19 protein-coding genes are annotated in these 19,835 nt (G+C 42.3%); 6 read left to right on the top strand and 13 right to left on the bottom strand.

The window, feature by feature from the left end; all coding sequences use genetic code 11:
• Nucleotides 1–104 precede the first annotated feature (104 nt).
• Entirely contained in the window at nt 105–779 is a 675-nt protein-coding gene (locus tag ACW689_RS03980; RefSeq protein WP_476288611.1) for a hypothetical protein, read from the bottom strand.
• 392 nt (nt 780–1,171) lie between these two features.
• Here ACW689_RS03980 and ACW689_RS03985 point away from each other — a divergent pair, with 392 nt between their 5' ends.
• On the top strand, nt 1,172–3,115 hold the full coding sequence (locus tag ACW689_RS03985) for a LodA/GoxA family CTQ-dependent oxidase (protein WP_476288612.1): 1,944 nt from the start codon (nt 1,172–1,174) through the stop codon (nt 3,113–3,115).
• 4 nt (nt 3,116–3,119) lie between these two features.
• Nucleotides 3,120–4,208, top strand: a complete 1,089-nt coding sequence (locus ACW689_RS03990) for an NAD(P)/FAD-dependent oxidoreductase (RefSeq protein WP_476288613.1) — start codon at nt 3,120–3,122, stop codon at nt 4,206–4,208.
• Nucleotides 4,209–4,295: 87 nt separating this feature from the next.
• Here the strand turns inward: ACW689_RS03990 and ACW689_RS03995 are convergent, their stop codons facing one another.
• From ACW689_RS03995 to ACW689_RS04020, 6 genes are all read right to left on the bottom strand, one after another.
• Nucleotides 4,296–4,976 carry an outer membrane beta-barrel protein gene (locus tag ACW689_RS03995; protein ID WP_476288614.1) on the bottom strand — a complete coding sequence of 227 codons (681 nt, stop codon included), beginning with the start codon at nt 4,974–4,976 and terminating at the stop codon, nt 4,296–4,298.
• Nucleotides 4,977–5,269: 293 nt separating this feature from the next.
• Nucleotides 5,270–5,578, bottom strand: a complete 309-nt coding sequence (locus tag ACW689_RS04000; RefSeq protein WP_476288615.1) for a DUF1272 domain-containing protein — start codon at nt 5,576–5,578, stop codon at nt 5,270–5,272.
• A 75-nt stretch (nt 5,579–5,653) separates the two neighbouring features.
• The gene (locus ACW689_RS04005; RefSeq protein ID WP_476288616.1) at nt 5,654–6,157 is read right to left on the bottom strand and encodes a hypothetical protein; all 504 of its coding nucleotides are present in this window, start codon (nt 6,155–6,157) and stop codon (nt 5,654–5,656) included.
• 20 nt (nt 6,158–6,177) lie between these two features.
• On the bottom strand, nt 6,178–6,888 hold the full coding sequence (locus ACW689_RS04010; protein ID WP_476288617.1) for a hypothetical protein: 711 nt from the start codon (nt 6,886–6,888) through the stop codon (nt 6,178–6,180).
• 21 nt (nt 6,889–6,909) lie between these two features.
• Complete coding sequence (locus ACW689_RS04015) at nt 6,910–7,530, bottom strand: DUF998 domain-containing protein (RefSeq protein WP_476288995.1); 621 nt, start codon at nt 7,528–7,530, stop codon at nt 6,910–6,912.
• Between the two features lie 201 nt (nt 7,531–7,731).
• Nucleotides 7,732–8,319 carry a class I SAM-dependent methyltransferase gene (locus ACW689_RS04020; protein WP_476288618.1) on the bottom strand — a complete coding sequence of 196 codons (588 nt, stop codon included), beginning with the start codon at nt 8,317–8,319 and terminating at the stop codon, nt 7,732–7,734.
• Nucleotides 8,320–8,423: 104 nt separating this feature from the next.
• Between ACW689_RS04020 and ACW689_RS04025 the strand changes: the two genes are divergently transcribed.
• The gene (locus tag ACW689_RS04025) at nt 8,424–9,230 is read left to right on the top strand and encodes a helix-turn-helix domain-containing protein (protein WP_476288619.1); all 807 of its coding nucleotides are present in this window, start codon (nt 8,424–8,426) and stop codon (nt 9,228–9,230) included.
• Nucleotides 9,231–9,380: 150 nt separating this feature from the next.
• Here ACW689_RS04025 and ACW689_RS04030 read toward each other — a convergent pair whose 3' ends face one another.
• The 3 genes from ACW689_RS04030 to ACW689_RS04040 all read right to left on the bottom strand — a co-directional run bounded on the left by ACW689_RS04030 (nt 9,381) and on the right by ACW689_RS04040 (nt 11,530).
• Nucleotides 9,381–9,710 carry a hypothetical protein gene (locus ACW689_RS04030; RefSeq protein ID WP_476288620.1) on the bottom strand — a complete coding sequence of 110 codons (330 nt, stop codon included), beginning with the start codon at nt 9,708–9,710 and terminating at the stop codon, nt 9,381–9,383.
• Nucleotides 9,711–9,873: 163 nt separating this feature from the next.
• Complete coding sequence (locus ACW689_RS04035; protein ID WP_476288621.1) at nt 9,874–10,407, bottom strand: hypothetical protein; 534 nt, start codon at nt 10,405–10,407, stop codon at nt 9,874–9,876.
• Between the two features lie 211 nt (nt 10,408–10,618).
• Nucleotides 10,619–11,530 (bottom strand): hypothetical protein, encoded by a 912-nt coding sequence (locus tag ACW689_RS04040; protein WP_476288622.1) that lies wholly within the window; start codon nt 11,528–11,530, stop codon nt 10,619–10,621.
• Nucleotides 11,531–11,768: 238 nt separating this feature from the next.
• On the opposite strand from ACW689_RS04040, the gene ACW689_RS04045 reads away from it, so the two are divergent.
• Nucleotides 11,769–12,326, top strand: coding sequence for a hypothetical protein (locus tag ACW689_RS04045; protein WP_476288623.1), 558 nt, complete (start codon nt 11,769–11,771; stop codon nt 12,324–12,326).
• A gap of 128 nt (nt 12,327–12,454) precedes the next feature.
• Here ACW689_RS04045 and ACW689_RS04050 read toward each other — a convergent pair whose 3' ends face one another.
• The gene (locus ACW689_RS04050; protein WP_476288624.1) at nt 12,455–13,156 is read right to left on the bottom strand and encodes a glycine-rich domain-containing protein; all 702 of its coding nucleotides are present in this window, start codon (nt 13,154–13,156) and stop codon (nt 12,455–12,457) included.
• Between the two features lie 243 nt (nt 13,157–13,399).
• On the opposite strand from ACW689_RS04050, the gene ACW689_RS04055 reads away from it, so the two are divergent.
• The gene (locus ACW689_RS04055; RefSeq protein WP_476288625.1) at nt 13,400–14,980 is read left to right on the top strand and encodes an L-lactate permease; all 1,581 of its coding nucleotides are present in this window, start codon (nt 13,400–13,402) and stop codon (nt 14,978–14,980) included.
• A 222-nt stretch (nt 14,981–15,202) separates the two neighbouring features.
• On the opposite strand, the gene ACW689_RS04060 is transcribed toward ACW689_RS04055, so the two are convergent.
• Entirely contained in the window at nt 15,203–15,493 is a 291-nt protein-coding gene (locus ACW689_RS04060) for a putative quinol monooxygenase (RefSeq protein WP_476288626.1), read from the bottom strand.
• A gap of 94 nt (nt 15,494–15,587) precedes the next feature.
• A complete protein-coding gene (locus ACW689_RS04065) occupies nt 15,588–16,469 on the bottom strand; it encodes a helix-turn-helix domain-containing protein (RefSeq protein ID WP_476288627.1) in 882 nt (293 codons plus the stop codon).
• Between the two features lie 383 nt (nt 16,470–16,852).
• Between ACW689_RS04065 and ACW689_RS04070 the strand changes: the two genes are divergently transcribed.
• Nucleotides 16,853–19,501, top strand: coding sequence for a purple acid phosphatase family protein (locus ACW689_RS04070; protein WP_476288628.1), 2,649 nt, complete (start codon nt 16,853–16,855; stop codon nt 19,499–19,501).
• The last annotated feature ends 334 nt before the right edge of the window (nt 19,502–19,835 follow it).

Consider the following 19,835-nt stretch of genomic DNA (forward strand, 5'->3'; position numbering starts at 1 on the left):
ACTTGGCACTGTCGCAGTTCGCCATCCACTTCGAAGGTCGGCTGGATGGCGCACTAGATATTTAATTTTTTAGGCTGACACAGAATTCTGAGCGCCCTCGTGCATTATCCTTTACCAATTTTAGAACACGGTGCTTCAGCCAATATTAGTGTTTCTCTAGAAGGAAAGTATCCATGACTTTTACAACTGCCTTGCCCTTCAATTAAGATAAAATTATCTTGCGCAACACTACCAAACTCTACAGCACATCTGACAGCTCTTTTAGGTTCAAAGCAGACTCCATTAACTTGAATTTGTTTCCAGTTGCGGGGCTGTTCTAATGTAGATTTAAGAATTCTCTCAAGCTCTTTACTTTCTTGGAGGTTTCTAATCCCCTTATCTATAGATTCTTGAAGTTTGTTTCTGAATTTAGCATCTAACCCATTACTGGCCTTATCAATCTCAGTTTGCAAAATAACCTCAGCCTGTTTTTTAATTTTTTCTCTCGTTTCATTTACATAACTTTTTGTAACTTTGTCTACTATTGTTGATATTTCTTTCTTAACCCCATATGTATATTCGAACCTTTCTGCATCCAATTTATTGCCAACTAAAAATTGTGTACCCGCTGCAAACATAGCACCTAAAGCTAAAATAACTAAAACAAATAACGTTAATGCCCTAGAATAAAGTTTATCCACATGCTCCCGATGGCTAGCAAGATCATCACTTAATAACTTTAAAACGCTCTTTTCTTGCTCTTCTCTCAAAGAACCGCTTGTTTCTTGACTCTTACACATAATATTCTCCATTTATAAATACTTGCTACACGAACAAGCAAATGCATTTAATCGGCTAGCTTGGATTCTCGTTAATGCTCTTTTCACCACACCTTACCACGACAAAACATTAACTTTTATTACAGAAAATCAACACACCGTATAAGACAAGTACGTACCTTTGCTCGCAATCATCCCCTTGGAAAATCAACCTCCAAGCTAGTTACTCCCCACTTCAACCCCCTCCAAAACCTCCACAAATGTAACCCCGCGTAATTGGCGATTTTTAAGATAGTGCATACACTTATTCGTCGAGCATCAATGCTCGCCCCATCCAATTTTGCTGTTTTTGCCACGCTCATAGAGCGTTAAGTGGGCGAATATAAGCAAGTTAAAGTCAAGGAATATTGGAAATGACTCAAACAGTTTCAGATACAACCATTGTAAGTGCTGCGATTTATCCACCCATTGGCGTGATGCGTGTGGGTAACAGTGAACAAGGCTATTTTATTGGCCCAGAGGTGAACAACCCACCAGCACAAAGCGAAGACTTTTATCGTGATAGCACAGGCGCAATTAAGCGCCAAGCCGCGTTATTTCGCGTATACGGATTAAATAGCCAAGGGCAAGTGGTACAAGAACTTACGACAGACAACGCCACCATCACTTGGCAAGCACGACTGGCCAACCAAAAAGCCTCTTGGTATGAGTTTCAGCTGGCGCTGGATATTCCCGAAGCCGCTAAGGCACCGCCTTCGTACCTGCGTAATAAAAAAACACCAGACAGAAGCACGCTACTCATTGACGGCGGTGAGCATCAACTGAGCGGTATTAGCCAAGATGGATGCAACACTAAGTTTGTCGGCAAGTTTGAAGGTAAAGAAGTATATTTAGGTGAAATGCGCACCGACAACCAAGGCCGCTTAATGATGCTAGGCGGGCACGGTAAGTCTGAAAACTTAAAAGGTGAGCCAGCGGTAACTTTTGGTAACAACGAAGGGTGGTATGATGATACCTCCGACGGCCCAATCAACGCACAAGTTAAGTTTAATGACCAAGACCTGCCAGTGAAACCCGCTTGGGTTATTTGCGCGCCACCGGATTATGCACCACAGCAAAAGTCAGTACGCACCATGTGGGACTTAATGCGTGATGTGGCCGTGACGGCAGGTATGCTACCAAAGCCGGGTAAACCGTCTTTTACCCATGATATTTTGCCCATTTTCCAACGTATGACCGATTTACAATGGGTAAATGCAGGATTTGTCGCTGGCTTTGGCTGGGATAGCCCATTTGATTTTACCAGCGAGCAATGGCTTAAAAAACTCTCTGATCCATCGCCCATTTGGCAAGAACGACGCCGCACGCTGTACCACAACTTTAGGCGTTTAGACACCGAGTTCTCAGTGGATGGTGATCCAAGCAATGTGACAGCTTGGAACCCAGAGCCCAGTTCACTTTCAGCTCAGCAATGGCCATGGATATATGGCGATGCTATGAGCATCAACGCCAACAACTCACCAAGACAATTTTCATCACTGACTCGATTACAGCTCAATGCGCTAGCCCAATGGGTTGAGGGTGATTTTATTGCCGACTACAGCCCAACTTACAAAGCACCTGAAAAAATTAGCGATGTGCCAGTGAGCGAGCAGCCTGACATGCTGACCCGAGCGGCCATGGAGTTTTGTTTAGCGGATGCATTTCACCCAGGTTGCGAGATGACTTGGCCCATGCGTACAGCGGGCATGTACAGCGAAGCCTATCGTTTACATCATGCTGATAACACCGCGCCAACCCACGGTATCAACTATGGCCCAGTCATGACCCCTGAAATTACCCGTCAACCAGACGGTCCATTGTTAAGTGGTCAAGTCGCCGGTGGGATCACCCGTTGGATGGCTATTCCATGGCAAACCGACACAGCAAGTTGTCGCGATGGTTACAACGCAGCATACGACCCTTATTTACCCACTTTTTGGCCTGCACGCGTGCCAAACAACATGTTGAACCAAGAAAACTACAAAATCGTTATTAACGAAACGAACTCTCCCGAGCAGCGCCAAGCCGCTTTCAATGAGCGTGAGTTTTGGCTAGACGATTTACCAATTGGTCCTTCAACTGACTATGAAGCACAAATTAACTCGATGGTGACCGGGTTTGGCCAGCTTGCTATTGTGCTTGAACAAACTGAAAAGGGGGTAACGGGCTTTCCAACCACCATGCAGGTGGGTATGACACCACCAAGCCATACCGACAATGCGCCGCTCAAATTGCAAAAACGTGCCGATCTTGATAGCACGCGAAGCCGCACAGACTTGAGCCGTACCGACAAAGCTAACCGCTACGAGGACTAAAGGTATGCACGCCGAGCAAACGCAAGTGGTGATCATCGGCGCTGGGATCGGGGGCTGCATCGCAGCCCTTGCCTTGGCAAAGCATTATCATGTCACACTGATTGACTCGCAAGCAAAGCCACCTGAAAAAGTGGGCGAATGCTTACCCCCTGCCGCTCGGCGTATTTTAAAACTACTTGAAATTGAGCACTTGTTAGATGAAGGCGCGCACCTTGTGGGCCAAGGAATGCTTTCGTACTGGGGCAGCACACAGCCAACCTTGATGGATAACTTAAGTAACCCCGACGGATTAGGGTGGCATTTAGACAGACCCTATTTTGAACAGCAACTGCGTGAACAAGCACACTTACAAGGCGTGCAATGCCTATGGCCTGCCAAGCTCAGTGAGTGTGAATTTAGCGGCCAAAAGTGGCACTTAGAACTTGAACAGGCACAGTTTAAACGATTAAGCGCCGATATGGTTATTGATGCCAGCGGCCGGCACTGTGTATTTGCCCGCAAGCAAAAAGTAAAAAGAAAGCAGCTGGACAAACTCATGTCTATTTGGCTGACCGGGCAATTTAAGCTATCCAAAAACATGGCCATTATTAGTAGTAGTAAAGTTAGTAGCGATAAAGACAACGGCTGGTGGTACAGTGCGCCCGTCCCTTACAAAAGCAAGCCAACCAAGCAAGGCATGCAAACACGCGTTATCTCGTGGCAACTCGACCCTGAACACATACAAAAGCGCGACAGCCAAGAAATAGATTGGTTTTTAGAACAAGCTAAACAAGTGAACGGCTTTGGCACTTTAATAGCGCAGTTGATCCCCAATAGTGCACAACTGCACGGCATCGTTGCCGCCAATACGTCACGGCTGGAGCGTTTTTATGGCCCGCAGTGGTTTGCCATTGGTGATGCCGCCATGAGCTTTGACCCACTCTCATCACAAGGCATGTTTAACGCCATGGCCAGCGCCATGCAACTGTGCGACTTACTGATCCAAAACGGCCTAAAAAGCACCCAAACCGCCAAGCAATATCAACAGCAAATGGAAAACGTTTGGGCCCAGTATTTAAACCACAAGGCGCTTTACTACGCACAAGTAAGTTAAGTGGTAAAGTGACAGCTTGCATAGACGGCATTAAACAATGCTGTCACTCAAAGTTGCGTTTGAAACGCTGGCAGGTAATAAGAACGATTAGAACGTCCACCCCACCACTGCAGATAAATCATGTACATTGTGCTTATAAGTTGAGCCTGCTGAATACTTATAAGCTTTTGACTCATTGATTAAAAGCAGTGAGTACTCAATGCCTACATGCCAGTTGTCAGTGACTTTATACTCGAGCCCCAAAGCTGCATAACCATCATAGCCACGGGCTCCATCATCACGATTAGATTCTGATATATCTGTAATTTTCGCAGGGGTCGCACTGTTATATTTCCACTGTGCGATACCCAAGCGTCCAGTGGCAGACAGACTAGGCAACAATGCCATTTTACCTTTGACGCCTAGCCTGAGTGATTGCAACTCGACGGCAGACTTGAACTGATAAGTCTTAAGTTCCCCTTCAGGGAAACGGCCTGGAAGTGAAAAAGGGTCTGATTGATGGACTGAAATAGTGTGTTCAAACGTCGCTTCTTTAGAGTGATGCGTAGACAGTTCAATACTGACACTGTCGGTCAATGTCCACCCCAACCTCAAACCGTAAGAGTATGCATTGAATGAAGTGTTATGATCTCGTGCCAAGTCATCATTATCAATTATTTCAAGCCTATTGTGAGATTGGCCCATTAATAATTCAGTGACTATATTTGAGTGAGCGTGAGTAAAAGCAGAAAACGATAGTAAGGCTGCTGCAAGTGTCGTGTTTTTCATTTATTCCTATTTTTGAATGTAGCGTGCACCTTCTCGTGCCTTGAGAATTAGTGCCTTGAAAATTAGTGCCGTAGAAATGATTAATACCCTAAAAGTAAAAAACTACTCATCAAACGGGTAATTTGTACCTATTTTCTCACGTAATCTATTGAGAGTAAATGTACCTCATTTGTATGAAGTGACCGAGTGATATCAGAAGACGATCCGACTAATTTCAGAAGCATACTTATTATGTAGATTCCTTCGAGCGGTGTGCATAACCATGTAAAGAATGCCGTTACGGTAGGTTTATTTTATCTTTCTTCAGGTTTGATATGCTTAAACTCAGTTGAAAAAGCATTTATTTCTTCTCGCGAATATTTGGTGTTTACTCTGTCTGTTGATTCGGGTTGATGTTTAAGACTGACTCCCGCTCGCCTGGCAACCTTAGGTCTAACTGGCCTCAAAGCAAACCCGCCGCCGCAATTGGGACACACATTGTGCAAAATGGTATCGACACAAGCAACACAAAATGTGCATTCATAACTGCAGATCATCGCTTCTGTTGAGTCTGGTTTTAAGTCTTTATCGCAACATTCGCAGTTGGGTTTTAATAACAACATAAATCGATTTCCTTACTCTGTTTACCAACGCTCTGAGCGAACAACATATATGATTAAAATGATACATGTTGTTCGCTAAAAGCCCGCTTTGATAATTTTTCGAATTCTTGCTTTTACTGATGCAGCTTCATCTGCGAGAGCCATTTCAAAAAATTGCACGACTTCAGGTTTATATTCAGGATACTGGCAAGCCAACTCATACAAACCGCTATAAGCCCACGCTCTCACAAACTTGTTGTTATCGGTAATGCATGTTCGAATGAATGACTCAACGACGCTTTGCTCGGATTTCCCTATCGTCAAAAAGGGTAACGATTGTAAAATATGCAGTTTTGCTTCCCAATGCCGTATTTCAGGGAGCTGTTGAAATAACACTGCAACATCACTCAGCGCCAATGTCTTGCCGTCTTCCAAATAACGCTTTATTAGCCAAGTTGTGCCTTTTAACAGTGTCGGTTTTTGGGATAGTGCAACAAGCATGCTAGGCAATGCATCATCATTACAATAACGACTGTAGATGCTGGCAATGTCCGATGACGACTTACCATCCCATCTTAAAATATCCTGCTCTATGCTCACATTCTAATCCTATATTCAGCTTACTTTAGCCGAAACTCGTTAGACGGTAGCCCAAAAACGTCTTCAAATTTTTCACCATTGTTTAAACGCGCCAAACCAGAGTAAAGCGTTTTTGGGTCTAGCGCCTCTATAGCAACTCTTGCTGCTTGATACGATCGAATACTGGTGTTAGAAAAGTCACGCAGAAAAAACACCGATTTGATCTGCGCCACTTCTTCGTGTGACACTTCGATATTCTCGATTAAAAAAGGCGCTCGATAATCGACTTTAATTCCCGTACCTTCAATAAACCAAGCGGGCAGTTGCGTGTATTCAACAAACAGATTTGTTCTATATCTGACTTCTGCATGCACTAGCTCATGGGCAATCACATCCACATTCATCCCTTTTGGGCCCAAGAAAATGCACTCGGTGAAAAAGCCAGAGTTCTGCATCCCCGTCAGATTGAGGCCAAATCTCTTATACTCTGTATCGTTCGTCGCAATAATGCGAGAGGGAGAACTCGTTTCGCCATAAACATGATGTACTCGTTGATAAGCGTGATTAATTTTGTTGATCAACGAAGTACGTTGTGTATTTGTTAGGCTTGAGTCAACATATACATTTGGCTGTATCTGCTCAAAATGACTAAAAGGGGCCACTTCGCAGGCAATAGCTTCCTTTTTAAAAAACAAAAAGGCAACCAAAAACGCGATTAAACAAACTAGGATACTCAGTTTAACAATACGCACAAATCCCCTTGCTATAGTGAGCTAACTTGCACCTACCAACCCAATTATTAATGAAAAAATACTTAACCATATTAATTGAACCCAATAAGAAATACGTTGATACAAGCCCGCCCGCTGTTTTCTTTTAAAAGCGTTAGCTAGCTTTGCAAGATAGTAAATAGCCACCACAACCGTCACGATTGAAGCGACTCTAAACCAAAAAGGCACATAGATTGATTCGGGGCTCAAAGCAACAACTCCAGGGGCAATTAACAGTGACAATAACATCACAAAACCGGACCAAGAATGGACTTGACAATGCATTGTAGGTGATTGCGTATAGGGGTCTTTATCCATCGGGAAGTAGCCAGCAAGCCAAGTCCCCACACCATGGGTAATGATCAAACCACCTGCGACCATGAGCGCGATATTTGAGTTATTCAGTTGAATGACTGTCCAGCCAAAGAGGCAGAATATAAAGCCCAAAGGATAGTTATTTATGAGTGGGGATATTTTCTCGGTTGGGCTGCCCGCCGCCGCCAATTCACTACAAAATTGATTTACATGATCATAATTAGGGTAAAACTTTGCCGCTATGTATACACCCAAGGTGATCCAAATGGTTGCGAAAACCCCTGAAAATTTAGCAATAAACTCAAACAACACCTAACTCCCTGTGTAAAAGAACGTACCTGATCAGATAAGTTGAATAACTGTCCAGCCAATATGAATCCGCTATTGGCTCAATATCGATAGAAAGAGTGCATAGCACTCCTAACATAAACTTTTATTTTTCATAAAGGTAACACTATTCTGTTACCTGGAAAACCCTAAGCAATACATCACGTATGTAACTCGCAGGCATTACATGGGCTTAACCGCTTCAACGATTAAAAACTCGCCTTCTGATGTCGTGTACATACGCTTTTCAATACGACTAAAAGTAAACTTTTCTAGCAGTTGCTGAATGCCCGCGTAAGCTTTTAAGTTTTTATTTACCTCAAGCGCCCCCTCATTCGGCGTATTCATATCTTCACATAACCAAATTCTTGCTCCTGGTTTTAAGCTATTGAAAATAAGCGACATTGCTAAGTCAGCATCATTCCAATGATGCAGAGAAAAAGCCGCTATAACCAAATCGACAGATGAATGAGCAACATTTAACGCTTCTGCCCCCGATTGCAAGAACTCGACTTGCTGTGCGCTCAACCCTGCTTGCAGCCTGCGTTGATTAGCCAGTGCTATCATTTGCTCAGTTGGGTCCAAAGCCAGCACCGAGACTCCATCAGCTGCCTGTGCCAAACACAAACTTAAATAACCTCCCCCACACCCAATCTCAACAATGGTCTGATTTTCCGACACCCTCGCCAAAGTAGGTATTTGGCGGTGAAAAGCCAGCTCTCCCCATTGTTGATCGTATGTCAGCGCCTGCTCTTTATTCCAATGACTCATCACATTAGTCCTCTTTCGTTAATATAGGACTATTTTCACCTAGTTAAAGAAAGCTTTTTAGTGCTAATCTTTGTATTAAATCGGCTTATTTTTAGTATGTTATTTTGACTCAATATTTAAACGTAAACGCGGGATATCTAGAAGTTGATGAACTAGACAGTGAAGCACATCATGCACATGAAGAATACGTTATAACTTTAATGCTGCGAGGTTATGTAACATTAAAAGGCAATAGCAATATTCAAATCACGCCAGGCACACTCACCTTGGTGCCATCAGGTTTTCCACATGCACTACTTAAAGGCAAAGCAATGTCGGTTCATTGGCTTAGTTTTAGTATTGCCAATGAACAACAAGGCGAACTCAGTACGTTATTTTTACCGTTTCGGAAAATAAGACAAGGCGCTTTACCTATCGTTCAAGTAGACACTACGCGATTGCCCTACCTCATTACTCTATTTAAAGAAATTGAACGTGTAAGCCAAACATCCAACACTGACATTGTGCTGAGCAGTTTAATCAACCTGATCATGAGTGAAGCCACTGCAACATTTAACCTTAACAAAACACACTTAGGACAACAGACTAGAGTGAATAAAGCCATGCAGTTTATTGAGCGTCATTGCTGTGAAGGCATTAGTTTAAAAGACGTTGCACAAGCCGTGCACCTTAGCCCAGCACACCTAACGACAAAAATGAAAGAGTCAACAGGGTTTACGGTGGGACAATGGATAATAAAACACCGCCTCAAAGTAGCCACTGATAGGCTTCAAACCACTGATGACACTATAGAAAACATAGCTAGTCATCTTGGCTGGACTGATGTCACCCATTTTATTCGCCAATTTAGAAAGGCCCATCATTTGACCCCAGGTGCATGGCGTAGACAATATCGCAAACAACAACCCTAGATAACAAACGAAAGAATGTGTTTGTCTTTCAGAGGTTTGTCTTTCAAAGAAAACTGCGCCCACCAATCAAAATGAAATAATGAAGCTGTTAAGAAAAATAGCAAAGAATATACTCTGCTATTTTAATCAACTGAATAATTTTACAACAGCCTAGTTAGCAGGTGTTTTAAGAAAAATAGAACGGAGTTTAATCCATGTTGGACCTTCACACCCCTCAGTAACAACCATAACGTCTGCATTCGTTTTATGAGCCTGATATATCGTGCTCAGTAAATTTGGGTGTGGATCATATAGCCCAACCCAGCCATTATAACCTACACACTCGCCATTTTGCTCTGCATTAACAAAGCCAGTGTTAATTTTAATGCCTACATGGCCTACATTATCAGTATAAATTTCGGTAATTTTGCCTCTATCTACGCTTGTGGCATGTGCGCCAAATGCAAACAGTAAGGTAGATAAAAGAGTGAGCTTTTTCATACGTTTCCTTATCTTTTTAGTTAAATGGACTCACCCTATTCTATGCTTAGTACCATTCATGATTCGTTAATTTATAATGACATTTTATAAAAATGTAAAATACACACTATCTAAACATTTTCCGTTCAAAACACAAACATCATGCAATAACTTAACATGGTAACTAGCTGCCTTTACTTAAATCTAGTTCGGCATTATCAATCAACGAAAAAAAACTTTGTCCACTGCGCAGCTTGAGTAAAACTGAAATATAGGCAAAACCAGCTGCTTTTGGCGGCTCTTTGAAACCCGCGCCAACTGAAAAAGATGCCTGTCTCTTGATGCCGTTAGAAAATAGTTTTTGCGCTTGCACAAAGTTTTGAATGGCAATATCAGATAGCCTGAACGTGTATTGCGTTCTTGCAGGCTGTAATGAAAAGAAACCTTGTTGCGCTGCAAGTTTACTTTCGTTTTCAAGAACAAGTGGAAAGGTGAAGCTCCTCATCCGCTGCTCGTCTTCTATACCAATTGACAGCTTAATTTTTTCTAAATCCAATGCGTAAGGCTTAGATAGAAGTATTTTTGAACGAATTACAGATGGGTCTATAGCCGCGAAACTTTGCTCGTTAAAGTTGCGATACTCTAATATGGTTGAAAGCGGGATATTGGCACAACCAGATAAACACAGCGCCAAAAAAACAAGTATTAACTTTCTCATATTCATTCCTTGGTTTGTAGCGAATGCCCAGCGCAAATATAGGTAACGTTGCCCTCTAATTTAAACCACTTTGAGCGAAACACAACTGCGCTGTTTTCGACCTCAAGAAAGTACAATGTTAGTTGTTGGTATCAACTCGCCACCATTTTGGTATCTTTCGATACGTATGAATATGCTTGTGGACGAAGTATTGCAAGCAATCCATTTTATCCTAGTTGTGATGTGTTCCCTCGAACATAACTTTCAACCACCGTATATCTTCTGGGCCAAGACCGGCTTGTTTGTGCAACAAAGGGTCATCAAAGGCTTCCCTGTAAACATGGCAAATTGCCCTTTGTGTTAACTCTCGCCATTTCTCGCCATTTAATTCAGGTAAAGAACCATCTGCTAAGTTAAAACCTATCAAAGGATCATGCTCGCTTTCAGTTGTGCGCAGCGCCAACTCTAACTCCTGTAAAATTGGATTAATTAGTTGAAGCGCACTTGATTCCTCAAACTGTTTAATCACATCACTCTGGGCTTCTTTTATTGCTTTATCAATTTGACGTTCTGCCAGCTTTTCACCTGTTGGTCGTAATCCATATTTGTTAACAAGCCCAGTCAGGCTAGGTAATACCGCTTTTGCTGCAATGCCAGCACCCAGAGCTGGATTAACCAAAGCAGCTAGTCCGCCAACAAAAATCATTCCATAGGTGAGTTTTTTATCTAAAGAGTCTATTTCATTGGCCAATGATTCAAGCGTATTGAATTTACCTCTATTCTGTTCACGTACTATTTCACCAACACTCCTTAACATATACTCTCTGAGTTGGCCTTCAGCATGTTCATTGGCAAAATGAAATACACGCCTTTTTGGTAAATCGTTTACTTCAGGCACCCCATCCGGCAAACATCGCATTGTATGCAATGCGAACTTGTATTCAGACAGATGAAATGGGATCACAAAATAGTGCTTTTCATCATATGATGTTTGGCTCGCTTTCCCCGACCTTTCACATGACATAAAAATGGGCAGTCCATCAACTTTCTCTCTAACAAATGTGTATCCAGCTGAAATCTCATCAGACAGTTTAAATGACACTGATTTTAGAGAGGCTAATCCTTTATTTAAAATATCTTTCATCGGTATAACAACCAACCCTTCACTCAAAAACACAAAACTTGAACAGTTTTTTCATCCAAGCAATGTCGCAAACTTACTACTGATTAATCTAAACATTAACACGTTAACTCACTTATCAATAACGAGATTAGCCTTGAAATACCGAAACTGTAGATGCGCTTGCCAACATTATAGCTGCATAAATAGCAATAACTGTATATCATTCCGTCCCTTTTTGAGTTACGCGATATATAGTCCTATGAAAAATATTATTCTCACACTCACTGTGTCTTTGTTCGTTAGTGCATGTGGAGGTGGATCTGGTGCTAATTCCAATTTACCGGAGACGAATGTTTCTGAACAACAAACATCAACCACTACGCCAACAGCACCCACGCAGAATAACAACCTGTTTGCTGCAATTACAGGTGTATACGATGCGAGTTATCGTGACAACAAGGCCATTGTTTTAATTACAACAGATGGTCAATACAAAGTGTTTGATGACTTAAATGATACTCTCGGACAAAACAAAGCTTGTTATGATAAGCCGTCTGCAACAACTCCAAATAGCCAATTTAATGGTTTACGCTTTGAGTTTGATGAAAACACACGCCATTTTAATTTAAAAGATGCAAATCCAAGCCTCGCTTTTGAAATTGACGACAACAATCAACTCACATACATCATATATGGCGGTAATATTACCGTTGGCGGTGGTGGCCTAACAATTAATTCGGCTGATAAAAAAGTGGTAATTTCTCGCACTAAGCTCAATCTAACTGAAGCTGACGTTTTAGCAAACAAATGCCAATAAACACCCCTTGTGTTGTCTTTAGTCGAGTTTAAAAATACTCGGCTAAAAACGCTCAATTTTACGCAAAAATTTCACCTTAAAATCGCCATATTTTTATTTACCAAGAAAAACCCATACCACAGCGAGTTTTAATCACCACCACCACATCCCCCACTTCCTGTACAGCCGCCCGCTCCGCCGTCATCGCCATAGCCACCAATCCCAGTTCCCCCAGCACATCCTGAAGCACACCCAATATGACTACCACAATGCACATTACCAGAGGTTCGCGCCTTTTCTTTTGAGGTCATTGATTTCATACAATCTAGTTCGTAATGAAAACCATCTTCAATCTTTAATTTGGCATCTAAAGAAAAAATAAAAGGCAACCGCTTTGGAGCATGCGGGTTTATTTGTTCTCTAAAACATGAAATTCGCCATGTTTTCTTAATACTAGATTGAGCCTTGTTAGTTGATTTCATAGCCTCTGCGGGCGTATGGTGCAAAAAGTGGCCAAATGCTCGTGAACAAAATAACGAATACTCCTTGGTAAAAAGAATAAACTCGTGCCAAGCGACATCAACCACTTGAGATGGCATTGCAACCATTTGCTTTTTTGACAACGAGTTTAAATGAAAGTAGTCCCTCAAACCTTTAATAACTTGCTCCAACTCTGTTGCACCTAGATGGGGGTAGGTTTTACTCACCTTATTTTTTATAGATTCGGGGAAATTATAATTAGCAATAAACGTTGAGCGTCTACTTGACTGTATTTGTTGGTAAGCAAAGATAAAAACAGCCAAAAAAATAGCGGAAAAAATAGCTACGTAAATTAAATCCATATATTCCATCCAGAAACATAATCCATGAAGAATTGGTGCGCTTAGCCTGCCTTCTTCATTGCTCTTTTTGCAAGTAAAAAGGCGTTAACCATTTAAACCTAAGCTTCAAATAGCCGCGGTCTGTATTTACAAGTAGATATTTAATGCATTACCAATTTTGCAACGCATCAAACACATCTATCTAATTCAAATATTCAGCATGTAATACCCATGGTAACCTTGAAACATAATGTAACGGATTGCTGATACTTTATGACTTCACTGCAACTACTCACTACGCTCGTTCCCATTCTCAGTGTATTTGTATTATTGGTGTTCTTTAGGTTGCCTGCAAAACTCGCTATGCCTCTGAGTTTCATTTTAAGTGCCGTTACCGCCTATCAATTTTGGCATGTGCCTTTAGAGCAAATTGCGGCGGCTTCGATAGAAGGCGTGATTATTGCGCTCACTATTTTGTGGATTGTATTTGGTGCGGTGTTACTACTTAAAGTACTCCAACAAACAGGGGGTATTAGCGTCATTAAGCAAGGGTTTTCGCAAGTAACTCCTGACAAACGCGTCCAGCTCATTATTGTTGCTTGGCTTTTTGGTAGCTTTTTGGAAGGTGCCGCAGGCTTCGGCACCCCGGCAGCCATTGCAGCACCTTTGCTAGTTGCACTTGGGTTTTCGCCCTTAGCTGCTGTTGTGCTTGCGTTAATAGCTGATTCTTGTGCCGTATCATTTGGTGCCGTTGGCACACCTGTTATTGTTGGAATTGGGCAAGGTGCAGTCAACATCACCGAAGAGTCATTAAATCAAATTGCACTCACTGCAATTAGCATTGATATTTTCGTTGCTGCTTTTTTGCCATTACTCATGGTCTTACTGTACAGTCGATTCTTTAATGAACAAACAAGCTGGCGACACGGTTTTGCTATTGCACCTTTCGCTATCTTCAGCGCATTGGCGTTCACATTACCAGCTTATTGTGTTGCTTGGTTATTTGGCCCAGAGTTCCCCTCTGTTTTGGGTGGTATGGCAGGCTTACTCATTGTCTGCCCGCTTGCGAAAAAAGGTTTTTTACTCCCTCCATGTAATAAAGTGAGTAGCCATGCAGAACGCGAAATTGCTCTTTCGCAGTTAAGCCTGTTGAGAGCTTGGATGCCCTATATGTTAGTTGCGGCACTGCTAGTACTCACCCGCTTACCTGAACTGCCGCTCAAACAACTCCTAGAGAGTATTAGTATCGAGTGGCAACATATCTTACAGTCCAACATTTCTGTCACTATTACACCATTATATGTTCCCGGTACGATATTTGTTTTAACTGCTGTCATCGCAATTTGGCTACAACGCGGCCAACTGCATCAACTCACACTGTCAGTCAAAAACAGTGCACTTATGTTATTTCCCGCATTTATCGCATTGTGTACCGCTGTGCCTATGGTTCGCATCTTCTTACGTTCCGACATCAATACTGCCGATTTACCGGCCATGCCAATAGCGATAGCTGAGTTTGTTTCTGCGCATCTGGGTGATATTTGGCTGTTTGTTGCGCCTTTTGTTGGGTCGCTCGGCGCTTTTGTTGCAGGCTCTGCCACCTTCTCAAATTTAATGTTTGCTACTTTTCAACAAACTCTGGCAGCACAAGCCACGCTAGACGAGCAACTAGTTCTGGCACTACAAATACTTGGAGCCAACGCGGGTAATATGATAGCGGTTGTCAATGTGGTTGCAGCAGCGAGCGTGGTTGGCCTAAATGGTAAGGAGGGAGAAATTATTCGCTACACACTATGGCCTATGCTTTACTACTGTATTGCCGCAAGCCTCATAGCTTGGCTCCTTTTTGCGTAACATATAGCAATTTCAACATAACCTGAGTAAGTTGAATGACTAAGTTGAATGACTAAGTTGAATGACTAAGTTGAATGACTAAGTTGAATGACTGTCCAGTCAAAAATCACTTCACCCCCTTATAGACAAAACGCCGTACTCACTGTTTAACCAAGAGCACGGCGAAAATTTTCTCAAATACAACACTTTATTCAAAAGCGCATTTCACGTTTGCTCTGATTGTTAAATTTCGACCTTGTCATAATATTTGATAATAGGCGGTGCACAGAGAAATGAGGCAAGTTCAGCCATTACTCCATTCCCATCTATTAAGCTCAAATATGCCTGATGGCCCTCTTTCGTTAACCACTGTTCATCCAAAAGCATTTCATTATTCTTTTCGTCATATAAGACGGTAACCCGCACATTCCCTTTAAATCCTCTAACTCTGGGTAAATTGTCTTCTAAAAATGGCAGTAGGGCGTTAAATTGACCTCGTTTTACTTGACAGTTTACGGTGACTCTAACACTCATTTCTTTTCTCCTTTGGGTATAAAAACTGGAACTCAGACTAGCCAAGTAACCACAGACAAACTACCCAAAGACTGTCAAAAATAACGATTTTCGGTCATTCATGCTGTTTTATTTGTTTTGGTGTTAAACCATATTTAAGCTTAAATGCCTTGATAAAGGCCGACACATTTTCATAACCCATAGTGATTGCTACTTCAGTTACTGTAAGCTCCTGATCTAATAATAGGTCTTTAGCCTTCGATAGCTTTTTATCTTGTAACCATTTTTTTGGTGTGGCCTCATAGCTTTCCTTAAAGTCACGATGCAAGCTTGAAAGGCTCCTTCCAGAAAGATGCGCTAAATCGCTAACAGTTAAGTGAAGCACGTCAAATGTTTCAAGTATACGAGCAAGGTTTTGTTTTGGAGGAACTCTTTTCCTTGCGGCCAGCAAAGAGTTAAATATATGCTGTTCATCTTTCCAAGCGATAAGGTGAAGCAACTCTTGGAGCTTAATATTCAAGTAAGCATGGTCTTTTATATCAACTCGAATTGAGTTAAAAAAGGTTGAAAATTCATCGCCACTTTTCAGTATGAAAAATGTCTCATCACTCTCATGATTGACCAAATTCCCTTTAACTTTACTTAAATAGTCATTGACAACATCATCATCAAAAAACACAAGATAAGCTTTGAGAGATTCCGCTTCTTTGACAAAATCTGAGTGAAGATTTAACCCTTGAGCAAGAAATATGGCAGATCCCGCACACAGCTCGACCGTATTGTTGTTGCTGTTTGTGATCACCTCTCGCCCATTTTCGACAAAGATGAAACAAGGTATATTTGTATAAAACTCAATGTCTACTAAGTCCTCCTCTAGACTCTTGTAAAAAATGCCTGAGTTGCGATGCTGACAAAGCACTGTCACATCTTTCATAGCATACAAAGCTTGTGGGATCACCAACACATTTGATTGGGTGTGTTCAAAAATCGTTTTCATTTCTTTGTCTAGTTCAGTCCTTTAAAGGCAATTAATTGCCTTATCAAGAGGCAAATAGTTGTTTACTAATATGTAAAACACAACCGAGCTCATAATTACAAATTCGGCTTAAACTACTTGTTAGTCTTATACTCTAGAGAATTAACTTCGTTTATAACCTAGCTTTTTATACCTTAAACAATTCGTACCTTAAAGGAAAACAGTTACAATAGTTACCAGCAAAACAAGTTCACGCTCAGCATTGTGTCTTTTCATACCTTAAATTTGCGCCTCTATTACTCAATTAAACCACAAAGTGAGTAACATAAAATTCACCTTGGATACTTTATACCTTCATTTGAGGCAGGGATGCTACTGCACTTTTTACTTACCAAGGAAAACTTATGAAGTATGCGTTATTCGTCGCGGGCGTGTCTGCGGCAACTTTGTTTAACTCGCACTATTCAAGTGCTCATTCTTTTCACGTTAGCCCCTATTTACAATCAGCCACCCCGACAAGTATGTGGATTAATTGGGAAACCAGCGGTGGCGAACAAAGCATTGTTGAATGGGGTTCAACCCAGTCGCTTGGTCAACAAAGTACAGGGCAAAGTAAAAAAGGGTATTTGCTTAGCCGAGTGCATGAAGTGCAACTAACAGGCTTAAACCCGGACACGGTATATTACTATCGCGTAAAAACCGACGACGCCGTGAGTGCAATTTATAGCTTCAAAACACCCCCGCTTGTATCGCAAGAATCACCGTCACGTATTTTGGCTATGAGTGATATGCAGCAAGATGCATCAAACCCGAATAAGTTTCGTGACGTGGTGAGTTCAGGGGTTATTCCTTACGTAGAAAACACGCTTGGCGTCAGCCTACACGATGGCTTAAATATGACCTTGATCCCAGGTGACTTGGTCGACAACGGAAATCATTACAGTAGCTGGCGCAATACCTTTTTCTCCCCGATTGCGCCATTGGCTCGCCATGTACCGACCTATCCGGCGCCGGGTAACCATGAGAATGACTCAAACTACTTCTTCAACTATTTCAAGCTACCTGAAAATGGCACACCAAATTACCTTGAGCACTGGTGGTATCAAGATCATTCAAACATTCGCGTTGTATCACTGGACACAAACACCAGCTATCGAATTGACGCGCAACTTGACTGGCTTGATGACGTGCTGACACAAGCCTGCAACAATAACAATATCGACTTTGTGTTTGCGCAAATGCACCACCCCCACAAGTCAGAAATGTGGTTAGCGGGCGAAACCGACTACAGTGGTAAAATTGTTGCCAAGCTAGAGCAGTTTTCAACATCGTGTAACAAGCCCAGTATTCACTTTTTTGGTCATACCCATGCCTATTCTCGTGGTACTAGCCGCGATCACAAACATGCCATGGTGAATGTGGCCTCAGCAGGCGGTAACTTAGATTACTTTGGCGAATATGCACAAGCTGACTACACCGAGTTTTCAGTAAGCCAAGATGAATACGGCTTTGTAGTCGTTGACGTTCAAGCAGGCGACGACCCTTCTTTCGAAATTAAGCGGGTTTCTTTAGGCGATGAAAACACGCCTTTAAACAACGTGGTACGCGATACATTAAAGATCAAGCTCAATAACACTTCACCGTATACACCTGAAATACTGTGGCCACAAGCAGGGGAAATCGCCACCAGCTGTAACAATGCTGCTGCAACGCTATTTGCCGATGCCGACCTAGATCTATTCGGTGCAGCACATTGGCAGGTAAGCACACAATGTGCTGACTTTTCAGCCCCCGTTTTTGATCAATGGTATCAACATCAAAACTTATGGAATGGCCAAGATACGCGAGCTGATAAGGCGGCCAATCGCACCCTGTTAGAAAATCTACAAGCGGATCAAAATTATTGCGTGCGCGTAAGAATGCGCGACCGTGCGCTAGCTTGGAGTGAATGGTCACACCCTGTCGCGTTTTCAACCACCAGCTCCGTGCCTTTGAGTAACAACCTGCTCAACAACGCCAGTGCAGAGCTAGGCACTGATGGATGGCAAGGCAACGGCCCCATTGAAAGCTTAACCGACGGTCAATGTGATGCAGTATCGCCATATAGTGGCAGTCGCTTTTTTGCACTCGGCGGCGTATGCGCCAATGAGCAAGTATTTGGTAGTGCCTATCAACGCGTCGATGTTGCACAGTATGCGCCACTCATTGACCAAGGAGGATTAAAAGCACATGCAAGTGGGTTTATGCGCAATTTTAATGGCAGCGACATCCCCACCATTCATCTAGAGTTTAAAGATGTACAGCTCAATACCTTAGCTAAAAGCGCTCAGTTGAGCGGTGCCAACTCCTCATGGCGCGAATTTGCAAACAATACCGTTATTCCCGTGCAAACACGATACATTGATTTTGTGATCACGGGCACGCGTAAAGGGGGCACCGACAACGATAGTTACTTTGACTCACTGAGCTTAAAAGTTGAAACACAAGCAGCAAACTGCCCAGCAATCACAGATAGAGGCCCAACTGGTGCCCCAGTTGATCACATTACACAAGATGTCATGCCACTAAGTAATCTATTACAAAACCCAAATGCTGAAACAGGCACCGATGGTTGGAGCGGTAACGGTCCAATTGAGTCTCTAGGTGCAGGTCAATGTGACTCTGTTAGCCCGTTTGAAGGAAGTAAATTCTTTGCCGTGGGTGGTATCTGCCAAGGTGAAACTGCGCTCACCAGCGTATCGCAAAAAGTGAATGTGCAAAGCATAAGCAAAATCAGTGAGGGGAATGTAGTGGCAACGTTTGGTGGTATGCTGCGTAACTACAGCGGTAACGATACACCATCCATCCAGTTGTTAATTCTGGATGAGCAGGGTGTGCAAATATCACAAAGCGACACCTTGTCACATCAAAATGCCCAATGGCAAGCGGTATCTGACCAGTTAACATTACCTGCAAATACCGCGTTTATTGAGTTTATCTTAACGGGTAAGCGCAATCATGGTACAGATAACGACAGTTATTTCGATAGTCTATTTTTAGCATTATCTGAATAACAAAGAGGGGGCGATATTTAGCATCGTCCCTTTCAATTAGTTACATCGTAATTTCATATCAATCATGCCACATGCTATTAGTTAGCTTGTATATGTAGTCTAAAACAATCTTTGATGGCAGCAATAATTTATCAGCTGTACTCAGTGCGCTAGATACAGGGTTACAACGTTCAGTGCCAGCTCCTGAAGCTCATGAATTGCACAAATTGCATAAATTGCAATTATTTTATTCATAATCGACGCGTTAAAAACTTCATTTCAATAAAATCACCCAAAAAATCCCCAAAATAAATACCTCGTACCCTATTGAAGAACTAAAAAAACACTGATACAG

Source organism: Pseudoalteromonas sp. ABE4_541, assembly GCF_056312285.1.